The organism is Sphingobacterium sp. DR205, assembly GCF_011064245.1.
In the GTDB taxonomy this organism is placed as follows: Bacteria; Bacteroidota; Bacteroidia; order Sphingobacteriales; family Sphingobacteriaceae; genus Sphingobacterium; species Sphingobacterium athyrii.
In genome coordinates, this window is the sequence record NZ_CP049333.1 from 1,154,571 (window position 1) to 1,168,985 (window position 14,415).

A 14,415-nucleotide genomic window follows, 5' to 3' on the forward strand; every position below is an offset into this window, starting at 1 on the left:
ATTTCTGATACCCATCACTTTCTCTGATCACTATTGAGCTTCTTTTATTCATCTCTTAGACTATCTACTGGGTTGCTCAAAGCTGCGCGAACGGCCTGATAACTAACGGTGATAATTGCGATCAGCAAGGCCAAAATACTTCCCAGGACAAACGTTTGTACGTCCAGATCTGTTTTATAGGCAAAATTGCTCAACCATTGTTTCATCAGGTAAACTGCGATAGGGCATGCTATCAGAATGGCAATGGAAACGAGGATCACGAAATTTTTGCCCAGTAGTCTGACGACACCAAAGGTGCTTGCTCCGAGTACTTTGCGGATTCCGATTTCCTTTATGCGCATTTGTGCTTCGTGAGTTGCCAGTGCAAACAGACCCAAAGCGGATATAAAAATTGCGATGCCCGCAAAAATGTTGAATAACAGGCCAGTGCGGCGCTCCGATTTATACAAATTGTCAAACTGCTGATCGATGAATGTATAGTTAAATGGAGCATCGGAAGGATAACGGTTATAAATTTTTTCTAATGCCTTAATCGCCTCAGGAGCTTTTGTCGTACTTGTTTTGACATATAAAGTACCTGCTCCATAACGCGTCCAAAAGACCATCGGTCCTATTCTGTCTTTGATGGATTTGAAGTGAAAGTCTTTTACCACACCGATAATTTGTCCCGGAACATCATGAAAACTCATGTTGGATCCCACGTAAGGCGGTTTTAAGCCCATTTGTTTCGCTAAGGTCTCATTGATGACATATCCAGACGAATCAGCCGGCATACCGGTAAAGTTTTCTCCTTCCAGAAATTGAATACCCATCAATGGAATAAAATTCTTATCAATGGTTGCCTGAGCAACAATCAGTTTGTTGTCTTTGGACTTGCCTGGCCAGTCTATATCTCCGGTTGCATTTCCGAAATCCGTCATATTGTAAACGCCGGACAAGGAGACAGCCTGAATAGCGTTGTTGTTTTTGAGTTCGGTCCGTATCGCATCCATATGTTTATAGGCTTCTTCCGGAAGACCAAGAGTCATGACATGATCTCTGTCATAGCCGAGATTGATCTTTTGGATAAAAGCCAATTGGTTTCGGATCACCAGTGTGCATACAATCAGTGTCACGGAGAGTGTAAATTGGAAAACCACCAATATTTTACGCATCGTATTTGAAGAAACCCCTTTTACGGATTTTCCTTTTAACGAATGGATTGGATTAAATGATGAAAGTTGTATCGCAGGATATATGCTGGACAGACCCAGTGTCCCTATAATTGCGATTCCAATGTATAGCCATATTGCCGTATTACGGAAGGAAAAGCTGATTGATTTTTGTGCGATCTGATTATATCCTGTATGAAGGATGAATATAAGGATAAAAGCTATCAGCAGCGAGCAAAGGAATACAACGATTGTTTCCGTGATGAATTGTAAGAATAGGTGGAGACGGTTGGCACCGATTATTTTGCGGATACCAACATCTTTCGCCCGATCCAATGCTCTTGCGGTGCTCAGATTGACATAATTTACCGCACCGATGACCAGCAGCAATACGGCAATAATCCCAAAAATCTGCACCATGCGAAGCGTTGATTTATTACCGTCAGGAGCAATTAAATGCATGGTTTTTAACGGGTCTAAAACAAATACAGTCGAATTTTCGCCGTTACGGGCTTTGGTATAGGAGTCTGTGATAGATTTTCCGATAAGTGCTGCAGAAGTGTTGGGTTTGACTTTAACATAGGTTGAAAAACTGTAATTGCCCATGTCTTCATCTATTGTTTTCCATTTGCCATTACCGCCCCAGTTTGTAAATCGCTGTGCATGATAACCTAGCGGGATAACGACGTCGAACTGAATTGAGGAGTTTTGCGGGAGATCTTTTAGGATACCCGCCACGGTAAAGAGATCTTTCTGATAACGGAAAGTTTTTCCGATAGCCTGCTGGGTACTAAAAAGTTTTTCGGCTGTCGATGGGGTGATAAGCGCTTGTTTATAATTTGCCTGAAAACCTGAAAGGGAGCCCTCTTGCAACGGAAAATGAAACATGTTGAAAAAATTACTGTCAACATAGTAGATGTTCATATCCGTTACGGGACGTTTTAGCTTATCATTGACCAGCGTCGTATTGTGGTCCTGTGAAATACGCGTTGCATAGTCTACCTCGGGTATATTTTGTGCATAATTTCCGATCGGACCAGGAGAATTTTCCCATATAGAACCATTATGCTCGGGATCTAAATGAGAATTGACTTTGTAGATATGCTCATAGTCTGGATGGAATTTATCAAAACTTTGTTCATCCTGTACCCAGAGAATAATTAATATCGAGGCAGTAAGACTGACCGACAAACCTAATATATTGATAGCGGTATAGAATTTTCTTTTCCTTAATTCCCTGATTGCTGTTATTAAATAATTCTTTATCATAGAGATAGGTGTTTATTGTATTGATTACTATTGAGCTTCTTTACTGTTTTATTCATCCCTTAAACTATCCACCGGATTTGCGCGGGCAGCCCGCAATGATTGGAAACTTAATGTCATAAATGCGATCATTATCGTGAGTATTGCCGGGATAAAAAATAACCACCATTGTATTTCAATTTTAAATGGAATATCACGTAACCATTCGTTCATGGCCCACCAGGCAATTGGTGTTGATACCAATATTGAAATGATGATTAGTTTTATGTAATCTTTGGACAGTAAGCCAATAATACCGGTAACCGAACTTCCCAATACTTTCCGGATTCCAATTTCTTTTGTGCGTTGTACAGTTGTTATCGTGACTAGACCAACGAGGCCGAGGCAGCTCAGCAATAAGGTGATCGCTGTTGCCAGATTGATAATCTTAGACAATCGCATGTCAGTCTCGTAGAGAGACTTGATCTCCTGGTCGTAAAAACGGTAGCTGAATTTTGCATGTGGATAGATATTTTTCCATTCTTTTTCGAGGTTTGCCAATGCAGTTGGCCATTTTTTAGGATCATTGTCCAAGCGAACGTTAATATGTCCGAGTGGGCTTCTATTGGTCGAAACCTCCATCACAATGGGATTCAATTGTTGGTGGAGATCTTTGCTGTGAAAATTGGCTATGATACCAACAATTTTAACGTTTTTGTCGCGGGATACAACAGCCTGTCCAATTGCTTCGTCAGCGTTTTTAAATCCTAATTCTTTCATGGCTTTTTCATTAATTACAATACCCGAACTTGTGTCGGACATCGACAGTTTACGACCGGCGAGTAACCTAATATGGTAAAGGTCAATGTAATCCTGATCCACAAATTTGTATTGCATAAACTGATTTTTACTTTCCTCTTCGCCATATTTGCGAATCGGATTGCCCCAATAACTATTGTCCATAGGAAAATGCCCCAAGGAAACACGGCTGATTTCGGGATATTTAGCTAATGCCTGCTTGAAAACAAATGGATCTGTTGTCGCTTTATCAGCATTTCTATTTGGAATTGATATGGTGACAATTGCATCTTGATTAAAGCCTAAATCACTTTTGAGCATATGTTTGATCTGAATGCTGATCACGAAAGTGCCAATAAGGAAAATCTGTGCAATTACAAATTGAAAGATAATCAGACCTTTACGGAGAAATACCCCTTTGTTAGAATTGTTTGACAGTGATTTTATTTTCATCACGTCGATCAATCTTACTTTGTTGATCAGTATCGATGGATATATTCCTGCAAATAATGTAATTAAGACGAGCAATCCGATGATGAATAACAACAGATTGAACTGGTCGTTGTAGTTGTTGAGGTCTGGAGGAATAAAATCACTGAACAGCAATTCCATCATTTTTGTCAATGGCCAGGAAAGAAATAATGCGAATAGCGCGATCAAAAAAGTCTCTGTCAAAAAGCTTCTGGTCAGGTAAATTTCCCGTTCACCCAGTGTTTTTCGGATACCGATAGCGCGTGCGCGCATAGGTACCATCGCCGTACTTAGATTGATGTAATTGATAGCAGCTAATACAAGTAGGAAAGCAGCTATTCCGATAAGTCCATAAAGCACCTTGATATTGCTGTGATTTTGTATAATAGGGTTAAAATGAAGCTCAGATAATGCCGAAAAACGAACGGTTTGTTTGTAGTTCTCTTTTTTATATTCTTCGCCATTCATCTGCAATACTTTTTGATCGATGGTATGGGCTAGATTTTTGAGATGATCGGTGGATTTGACTTTGACGAATAGCTGATAATAGTTCATCAGCATCATCCAATTGTTTAGGTTCGGATCCTGATCAGGTATTTTGATAAACTCCTTACCAATAAAAGTACTTGGATAACTCAGGTCTTCTACAATACCAGATACAATAAACTGTGTCGTATCATAAGAAATGGTCTTGCCTATAATATCCTGATTTTGCAGCTTGGGAAAATAGGCTTTCGCGCGTGATGCGGTAAGAACGACCTCATTTTGGAGTTTGAAAAGCTGATGCGGACTTCCGGCAAGCCACTTATAGGGTACCATCTTAAAATAGTCGGCAGTTGTTGCAAAAATCTTTTCCTGTCCGGAAAATTCTGTGGGCGTTTCACTTTTGGAAGCCGGTGTTACGACTTCAAAATAACGATTATAATAAGGTACAACCAATTCGACATCTTGCGAGTTCTCTTTCAGGTAATAAGGAAGGGGAAATGGTACTGCGTCAAAATCCCCGCTTTCATTCTCCTGTTGTGTATGCGAATATACTTTGTAAATCTGCTCTTTGTCTGGATGTTGTTGGTCAAAACTAAATTCATAATTGACAATACGAAAAATAAACCAACAGGCGCTTATACCAATGGCAAGTCCCAATACATTCAGAAATGTAAAAAGACGATGTCGCCAGAGTTGTCTAAAAATCAATTTCACGTTACTCATTACAATTCAGTTTTTATTCTTTATAAAATGCTTTTTATTCATCCCTTAAACTATCCACCGGATTTGCGCGGGCAGCACTGATGGATTGATAGCTCATGGCTAAAAATGCTACGCCAATAGTTACTATCGCCGGAACAATAAACATCCACCAGCTGAGCTCTATTTTAAAAGCAAAGTCTGTTAACCATTTGTCAATCGCCAGCCAGGCAATCGGCGTGGCGATGAGTATTGAAATTATAATAAGTTTGATATAATCTTTGGATAACAATAACACGATCCCACTGATCGTGCTGCCCAGAATTTTCCGTATACCGATTTCTTTTGTCCGCTGATGCGTAGTAAGTGTCACTAATCCGATCAATCCCAGGCAACTTAGCAAAATGGTAATGGATGTTGACAAATTGATTATTTTATAAAAGCGATAATCTTTCTCATACAGCTCTTTGATCCGCTGATCATAAAATTGGTAGGCAAATGGTGCATTTGGATATACGTTTTCCCATTCGGTCTTTATAGATGCAATCGCCTGGTGCCATTTTTTAGGGTCTCCATTTAATTTGATATTAATATTCTGCAGCGTGCCCTTGTTGGTTGAGATTTGCATAGCAAGGGGTTCTAATGGAGCATGGAGATTAAAGTTGTGGAAATCGGCCAGTATGCCTACAATTGTGGTTGGACGATCGTTTACAGTTACGGTTTTTCCGAGTGCTTCCACCGGAGTTTTAAATCCAAACTTACTAATGGCCTTTTGATTGATCAGTATTCCTGATGTTGTATCCGAAAGTTTGAGGGGCCGCCCGGCCAGTAATTTCATTTGGAATACATCCAGGTAATTTTCTTCAATATATTTAAAAGGCATATTGACCAAGATCTGACCGGTATCGCTCTGCATCATGATATTATTTCCCCATTGGTCGTTATTCATTGGGAGGTGTCCTAGCGAAACCTGGTCGATTTCAGGATATTTTTGGAGAAGTTCTTTCAAAAGAAACGGACTTTTGCCTGAATCTTCTGCTTTTTTATAGGGCAGTTTGAGGGTAATAACAGCATCATCCTGAAAGCCAACATCACTGTGTAAAGCATGCTGTAACTGTAAACCCATGATCACTGTCAGTACGACAAAAGCCTGGGCGATCACAAATTGAAATACAATGAGAATCTTGCGGAGTGAAATACCACCAAAGGAAATTTTATCGGTTGCATGTATTTTTATGGCTTCGACGACATGGACTTTATTAATAAGGTAGGCTGGATACAGACTGGAAATCAACGTAAGTAGGATAATAAGACCCAATAGAAAGATAAAAACAGATAAACCATCTGAATAGGCATTTATATTTTGCGGGAGATATGAACTAAAGGTAAGTTCAAATATCTTGACCAATGGCCAGGAGAATAATAGCCCAAATAGACAGGTAAAAAATGTTTCTTTGATAAAAGACAATGTCAGGTGCCGGGGTTGCTCACCCAATGTTTTTCGGATGCCGATTTCCCTGGCCCTGGCGGGAACACGGGCTGTCGTCAAGTTGATGTAATTAATGCTGGCCAGTATGAGCAAAAATGCCGCAATGCCAATAAGTCCATACATGACCTGCTTGTCACTGCTGTTTAAGACGAATTTATTGAAATGTAATTCAGTAAGCGGAGCTAATTCGTAACCAGCCGTTATATTGTACTGTTTGAATTTTTCTCCGACCATCTCATTGAACTTTTTGGTTGCAGCGCCAATTACTTGCGCGGGACTTCCGGTTTCAGTTAATTTAACATAAACATGGAAATTTGAACTTGAATTTTCCCAATTCTCTGCTTCCTGAGGATTGGGGTTTACACGGATAAATTCTTTGGAGATAAAACTGCTCGGGTAGTCTAAGTCGGCGACAACTCCGGTCACGGTAAGGAGCTGATCATCGTATTGCATTGTCTTGCCGAGAAGGGATTTTAAGTCTGCATCGGGGAAATATTGTTTTGCACGTGAGGCCGTCAGGATGATCTCATTGTTGTTTTTGAGTGCGGTATTCGGATTACCAACAATCCATTTGTAGGGAACAAGTTTAAAATAGTCCGCAGTAGCAGAAATAATTTGGTCCTGCTCATTGAACTCCAAGGTTTCATTGTTGGAACGCTTAACCTTGATGCTTTCAAATGATCGATTAGCGATCGGTGCAACCAATTCCAATCCGGTCAGATCTTTCTTTAAATTATTCCCGAGGTAAGTACCAAGCGGGTAGGGAGTCCCATCAAAACGATGGATATTTTCACCTTCCTTAAAGGCGGAGTAAAGCTTATAAATCCGTTCCTTGCCGGGATGATTCTGGTTAAAACTGAATTCGTAGTTGACAATCCGAAATACAATCCAGCTTGCGCTGATCCCGATCGCTAGACCGATGATATTAAGGAAGGTAAACAGACGGTTACGTCCCCATTGTCTTAAAATTAATTTTAAACCTTTCATCGTTTTATAACTTTAAACTCGTTTAATAGCTCTTGATCCTGTATTGGTAAGCGCTTTAGATCTTTAAGAACATTTCTTGTCCTTAAAATGGGCCGCTAGCTTTACTAGGATCCTAATGATGTTGTTTCCATAATAACCTGTCCATCCAGCATGCGAATGACACGATCCGAAAATTTGGCGTCGTGCTCACTGTGGGTTACCATCACGATGGTTGTGCCGGCTTCGTTCAATTCGGTTAAGAGTTGCATCACTTCATTACCGTTGTTGGAATCCAGGTTACCGGTAGGCTCATCGGCAAGAATTAATTTCGGATTATTGACGACCGCACGGGCAACGGCCACACGCTGTTGCTGTCCCCCGGAAAGCTGTTGCGGAAAGTGGTTGCGACGGTGCATGATCTGTACTTTTTCCAATACTTCCTCGACACGTTTCTTGCGTTCTGCAGCAGGTACGTTGGTATAGACAAGAGGAAGTTCCACGTTTTCAAATACGGTCAGCTCATCAATCAGATTAAAACTCTGAAATACAAAACCAATATTGTGCTTACGCAAATCCGAACGGCCACGTTCCTTGAATTTGGCGACTTCAATCTCGTTGAACAGGTAGCTTCCCTCATCCAAATCATCCAATAAACCGATAATATTCAGCAGGGTGGATTTGCCGCAACCAGATGGACCCATCACGGCGACAAATTCACCCTCTTTTACGTGAATGTTCAAATTGTTCAATGCCACAGTCTCCACTTCTTCCGTGCGGTAATACTTTTGAAGATTGGTTATTTTAATCATATTTTTTGCGCTCATGGTTTTATGTTTTGGGCCCTTGGCAGCAGCTTTGGGCAGTTATTATTCTGTTTAAAAATATTCTTTATAGTGTTTATTTTTCTGTTTATTCGTCTCGGAGTGTTTTGGTAGGATTGGCAATTGCAGCTTTAAAGGCCTGTGAACTGATCGTCAATAAAGCTATTACTATTGCGGCTAGTCCGCTCAATACAAAAACTGTCCAGGAAATTGTGATATGATGCGCGTAGTCTGCCAGCCATTTGTGCATAAAAATCCAGGCAATTGGAAAAGCAATAATACAGGAGATACCAATAAGGATAATAAATTCGCGATTGAGCATCTGGATAAGCCCAGAAACTGACGCTCCTAGTACTTTGCGGATACTGATTTCCTTGGCACGTTGTTCTGTAGCAAAGGCGGCTAAACCAAATAGGCCTAAGCATGAAATAATAATAGATATGATGGCAAATACGCTGGATAGCTGTTGTATAAAAAGTTCAGCCTGAAATTTGCTATTGAAGGTTTCATCCAAAAATTTGTAATCGAAAGGAAATCCGGGATTATTTTTTACAATAATCTTTTCAATTTGCTGAATAGCTTGTGGTAGATCAATTCCGGCTTTTGTCCGGATATTTAATAGGCCGCTCTCTCTGACCAAGGGAATAAATAACATCGGATCTGGATCGGCATATACGTTGTTATAAACAAAGTTTTTGACGACTCCGGCAATAGTATAATTTTCTTCGCCGTAATTAAGGATACTACCCACAACATGACCATCTTTGCGGATTAATTTAGCCAGAGTTTCATTAATAAGAACCGAAGTGCTGTCTCCTAGTAAGTTGGCATGGAAGTTTCTTCCATCAAACATTTTAAGATCTAATGCTGGTACTAATCCTTCATCTGCGCGCAACATGCCGATCAGAATACTCTTGTTGGGATCTTTTCCTTCCCAATTGAAACCAGAGGTATTATTGTAAATGTTGAGAATACTCACATCACTGACACCGACCTGCTCCACTAGTCCAGTTGCGATGAGTTGGTTTTTGATTAGGGGAAGATGTTTGGCCATGTCCCCTTGCAATGCGGTGGTCAGTACCTGGCTCTTGTCAAAACCCAGGTCTTTATTTTTGTTGTGTTGTATTTGCTGATAAATGATGATTGTACAAATGATCAGTACAACTGATGCGGTATACTGTAGCACAACTAATCCCTTGCGGATAAGACTTCCGGTCCCGGCTTTCTGCTTTGCTCCTTTGATCGTAGACAGTGGTTTAAAAGCGGACAGAAAGAATGCGGGATAGCTTCCTGCAAATAGTCCGCATATTAAAGTAATTGTGATAACAAAGGCAAGATGCATCGGTTTTAATAAATCGACCTGAAGGTCTTGGCCAATCATGGTATTAAATGGCCGAATACAGATATAGACCAATAAAATAGCGACTAAAGAGGAGATAGAGGCTAGGACCAATGATTCTGCGAGAAATTGACCGATCAACGATTGACGGCTTGCGCCAACAACTTTGCGCATACCGACTTCTTTTGCTCTTTTTTCGGATCTGGCAGTAGCGAGATTCATAAAATTGATACAGGCAATCAGCAAAACGATCCACGCAATAATGGTGAATAGACGAATATTTTTTAAGCTTCCTTCTATTTCATTTCCACTGTTATCAAAACGGTTATGCGTAATCCATCTTTCCATTGGATAGAGGAAGTTTTGTGAAAAAGTAACCTCACCATTGGTTCTGTTTTTGACATAGTTCATTAGCTGTTTGTTGATTTGATCAACATTTGCATTGTCTTCAACCTGAATTAAAGTCTGGATGCCATTATTGTCCCATCTGGTCAGCCAGTCTTGGGTAGATTCAAATTTTTTGAATGGAATTAACCATTGAAATTCGTAACTACTATTTTTAGGAAGGTCCTTTGTAATGGCTGAAACGATGTAAAGGTCTTTGTTATTAGTCTTCACTGTTTTGCCTAGAGCAGGTTGATTACCAAATAATTTTTTCGCACCAGATTCCGATAAAATGATGTTATCTACTTTGTCAAATGCGGTCTTACGATCTCCCTCCGTAAATTCAAGGGAAAGCAAGTCCGCAACGGAGGCGTCAGCATATAACCCATTTTGAAATAAATTGTTGTCACCAACAGAGAATAACATTGGGTTAATCCATGTCATACGTACAGCATGTTTAATGCCCGGAATCTCTTTCGCTATATTTTGCGCCAGGGGACCTGGGGTTGATTCGAACACAAAGGTTGCGCCATCATAGGTCTGTTTTGACTTAACGATGTAAATATCCTTTTTATTGGGAAAGTTATCATTATAACTCAACTGATTTTCTACCCATAAAAATATCAGTGCTGCCGCAGCAATGCCAATTGCTAACCCAAAAATGTTGAGGAAGCTATAACCTTTGGTTTTCCAAAGGTTACGAAAGGCTGTTTTTATAAAGTTCTTTATCATCGTGTATCTTGTATTATTATTTGTTCTGTATTTTTCTATTCGTCCCTTAAAATCTTCGTTGGATTAATCATTGCCGCTTTCAGAGAAACAGATCCTGCTGTAAGGACCACCAATAAAATAGTTATTAGGCTTGCCAGTAAAAAAATCCAAGGATCTATTGAAGTGCGGTAAACAAAATTGTTAAGCCAGTTTGAAATGATAAGCCAAGAAATGGGAAATGCAATAAGAAAAGAAAGTATCACGGGAACCATATAATCTTTCCCGATCATCATGACAATATCTTGTTTGGATGCGCCTAAGGTTTTGCGGATTCCGATCTCTTTAAGTTTAGCTTCTGTACTGAACAATACAAGTCCCGACAGACCAATACATGAAAGCAAGATCGTAATGGCGGCAAATAGTTGGACAAGTTTTCCATGAACAACATCTTTTTTATACATTTTATCAAAAGATTCGTCCATAAAAGAATAATTGAATGCTGATTCGGGATTATATTTATTCCATAATTTTTGGACAGCACTCAACGCTTGCTTTTCCTGCCCTGGGCTTGTTTTGACATACATGCCACCGAGTGCATAACCCATGCCTGAAAAAAATATGCAAGGTTTTATCGCTGTTTTAAGATCATTAAAATTAAAATCTTTCATAATCCCCACAATAGTCAATTGTTTACCCTGAAAAGTGATGGTTTGTCCAATTGGATTCTTTAGCCCCATTTGTTTAACTGCTGTTTCATTGAGCAAAGCATGGCTGCTATCTGAAGGGTTGTTTTTAAAACCATTTCCTTCGGTTAATTTGATATCCAATACGGACGTGAAATTTGGAGCTATTGCAACTCGGCTGATAAAGAAATTGGATTGCATGCGGTTTTTTCCATTCCAATCGATATCTGCGGTTTCGGAGCCGATGTTACTGATATCATTGCTGGCGGCCGTTACACCTAAAATACCCTGCTGTTTCTGTAATTCGTTACGGACAGCCTCATAATGCGTTAAAAAGTTTTTCTGCTCAAATAGAAAGACATTCTCTTTGTCGTAGCCCAAGTCTTTGTTGCGCATGTAGCGGAGCTGTTTTTCGAAAATAAAAGTGGTAACAATAAGTATCACGGTGCAACAGAACTGTAAGACAACAAGACCTTTTCGAAGATTATTTTTATTACCAAATAAGGTATTGTTATTTTTTAATTGACTCAAAAGCTTGCTGCTTGAAAAAAGTACTGCAGGATAGATTCCTGCGATAAATACAGTTGCTATAAAAGTGAGCAGAAAGATATACCATAATTCAGAAGAAAGTAGGCTGAATTGAATATTCTTTTCCGCTATTGTATTAAAAAACGGAATACTTAAATAAGCAATCGCTGTTGCTATAAATAGTGAAATCAGAAATAATACAGCAGATTCAATAAGGTATTGAAGAAATAAGTGACTTCTATTGGCTCCGATAATTTTGCGTATACTGATTTCTTTTGTTCTTTTTGTAGCTCTAGCAGTAACTAAATTGACGTAATTAATACAGGCAACCAGCAGTATGACAAAGGCAATGATCGCGAATATATAAATGGACTGTATACCGTTATTGTCACCCTTAGGGGTGTATAAATTTAACTGTGTTATTTTTTGTAGAAAGAAAGCGAATTTGCTATACAATGGGTTTCCTTGGAAATTGCTTTTTTGAATCGCAGTCAATTGCTCCGCTACTTGGGCTGATTTGCTATCTTGTTTTAACAGAAAATAGATATAATATTGAAAATTGCCCCATTTCTCATCCAATGGTTCTTTGGAAAGGCTGTTCAATAATTCAAAAGGCAATAGGTAATCAGCCTTAAGTGAACTATTACTTGGAAAGTTGTTGACTACAGCAGTGATTAAAAAGGGTTGTTTACCTGTTTTCAGAATAGGATCGACTTCTAAATAGAGCGTCTTTCCCAAAGGGTTTTCATTTTTAAAGTATTTATTAGCAATCTTCTCTGTAATGACTATGGACTGTTTCCCTTGGAATAACTTATTAGGCTCCAATAACTTTATAGAACTATCAAATACCTTGTTAAAGGTACTATCAACATACACACCATATTCCGAGGTCATGAGTTCGTTTTTATTGAACTGTATATTCCGCCCCCCGCTTATACGACAGATTTCTTCAATAGCTGGAATTTTTGATTTGCCATAAATAGCAATCGGTGGTGGGCCAGCATGCACAAATTGATCATTTTCTTTATCAAAGTTTGCGGAAAGTTCATACACCCGGTTCGAATTATTAAAGACCTTGTTAAAGGATAGCTCATCCGTAATCCAAAGAGCAATGATAATAACGACCGCCAGACTAATACTTAGTCCAGCAATATTCAAAAGTGTAAACTTTTTGTTTGTCAGTAAGGAACGAATTCCAGTTTTGATCGCGTTCTTTATCATTTTTCTTATGCTCTTATAATAGCGGATATTGAAAGGATTGGATGTCTCTTCTATTTCAATTTTTTAATGACCGCTATGCGATTTTATCTTTTAATACTTAATTCCTGTACCTTGTCATATGTTTCGTAACTTGATACGACAACCTTGTCTCCAGGTTGCAATCCTTTGATCACCTCATAATATTCGGGGTTCTGTCTGCCCAGTTGGATATCCACACGATAGGCTGTGCCTCCATTTTTATCCAATTTGAAGATCCAGTTGCCACCAGTCTGCTGATAGAAACCACCTTTAGCTAATAATAATGCTTTCGTTTCATCACTTAAGGCAAGACGGATCTGTAAAGTCTGTCCGCGGCGGATTCCTTTGGGAACGTCATTGATAAATTCCATATCGACTTGAAAACGACCGTTGGTTACCTGTGTATAAACCTTTTTAATGCGAAGTTTGTAGGTCTTGTCACCAATGGAAAACTCACCTTGGAGATCTGGAAAAATGCGGTTAATATAATGCTCGTCGATATCAGCACGCACTTTAAATCCGGTCAAAACGTCAATTTGACCTAAACGCTCGCCAGCATTTTTATTCTGTCCGATTTCGGCATCAAAAGCTGTTAACTGGCCATCGACAGGTGCCCGGACAATCAGGTCACCAATTTTTCTTTTCATTAACTCCAATGCACTCTGTGTACGCTGGTAAGTCTGCTTGTCCTGATTGGTCTTTTGCGCATTGGAGATCTCGTCCTGTTTTAGGATCTGTTTGGTCAAGTGGACACGTTCCTTTTGATAATTATATTCGTTCTTCGATTTCTCGAATTCTTGTGTACCTATCGCTTTTTCTGCAAGTAATTTTTTATTCAGATTATAGACACGTTCAGCTTCTCGATAGGCCTGTTCTACATCAGCCATTTGATTACGATTGTTGATAGATGCCTGTTGCGCATTCGTCTGGGCGATTTGCGACTGTGTTAATAGGTTCAATACCTGAGTTTCCTGTTGAACTAATGTGAGCTCTTGATCTGTATTGGATAGACGCATAATCGGGTCGCCTTTTTTTAAGACAGTACCATCCTCAACAAATTTTTCCTCCACACGACCACCCACAGAAGCATCAAGATAGATGCTGCTGATCGGAAGCACTGTACCATTTATCGGAATGAATTCCTGAAAATTACCATTTTTTATTTCGACTATGGAGATGCGGTCAGCCTCTACATTGAGTTTGCTTTTGCCCGAGGTAAAATAAAAGCTAGCACCGATTAATCCAACGATGCCAGCAACCCCTACGATGGTCAGTATACGTTTGCTATTCCACTTCTTCTTTTCTAAAGGTCTGTCCATAATTTAATATCAATTTGCTATCTAACTATGAAAGCTGTGCCAATAATTTAACATGTTGATTTGTAGTTGTTTATTTTGTTTTCCTT

At 39.4% G+C, this 14,415-nt stretch carries 7 protein-coding genes; all 7 read right to left on the reverse strand.

Annotation, left to right across the window (positions count from 1 at the left end):
* Positions 1-44: 44 nt before the first annotated feature.
* On the reverse strand, positions 45-2,420 hold the full coding sequence (locus G6053_RS04765) for an ABC transporter permease (RefSeq protein WP_108635864.1): 2,376 nt from the start codon (positions 2,418-2,420) through the stop codon (positions 45-47).
* A 48-nt stretch (positions 2,421-2,468) separates the two neighbouring features.
* Complete coding sequence (locus G6053_RS04770; RefSeq protein ID WP_108635863.1) at positions 2,469-4,874, reverse strand: ABC transporter permease; 2,406 nt, start codon at positions 4,872-4,874, stop codon at positions 2,469-2,471.
* Between the two features lie 34 nt (positions 4,875-4,908).
* Positions 4,909-7,326, reverse strand: coding sequence for an ABC transporter permease (locus G6053_RS04775; RefSeq protein ID WP_108635862.1), 2,418 nt, complete (start codon positions 7,324-7,326; stop codon positions 4,909-4,911).
* Positions 7,327-7,430: 104 nt separating this feature from the next.
* The gene (locus tag G6053_RS04780) at positions 7,431-8,114 is read right to left on the reverse strand and encodes an ABC transporter ATP-binding protein (protein ID WP_104385115.1); all 684 of its coding nucleotides are present in this window, start codon (positions 8,112-8,114) and stop codon (positions 7,431-7,433) included.
* Positions 8,115-8,214: 100 nt separating this feature from the next.
* Positions 8,215-10,581, reverse strand: coding sequence for an ABC transporter permease (locus G6053_RS04785; protein WP_108635861.1), 2,367 nt, complete (start codon positions 10,579-10,581; stop codon positions 8,215-8,217).
* A 35-nt stretch (positions 10,582-10,616) separates the two neighbouring features.
* On the reverse strand, positions 10,617-12,992 hold the full coding sequence (locus G6053_RS04790) for an ABC transporter permease (RefSeq protein ID WP_108635860.1): 2,376 nt from the start codon (positions 12,990-12,992) through the stop codon (positions 10,617-10,619).
* An 83-nt stretch (positions 12,993-13,075) separates the two neighbouring features.
* Positions 13,076-14,329 carry an HlyD family efflux transporter periplasmic adaptor subunit gene (locus G6053_RS04795; protein ID WP_108635859.1) on the reverse strand — a complete coding sequence of 418 codons (1,254 nt, stop codon included), beginning with the start codon at positions 14,327-14,329 and terminating at the stop codon, positions 13,076-13,078.
* Positions 14,330-14,415 lie beyond the last annotated feature (86 nt).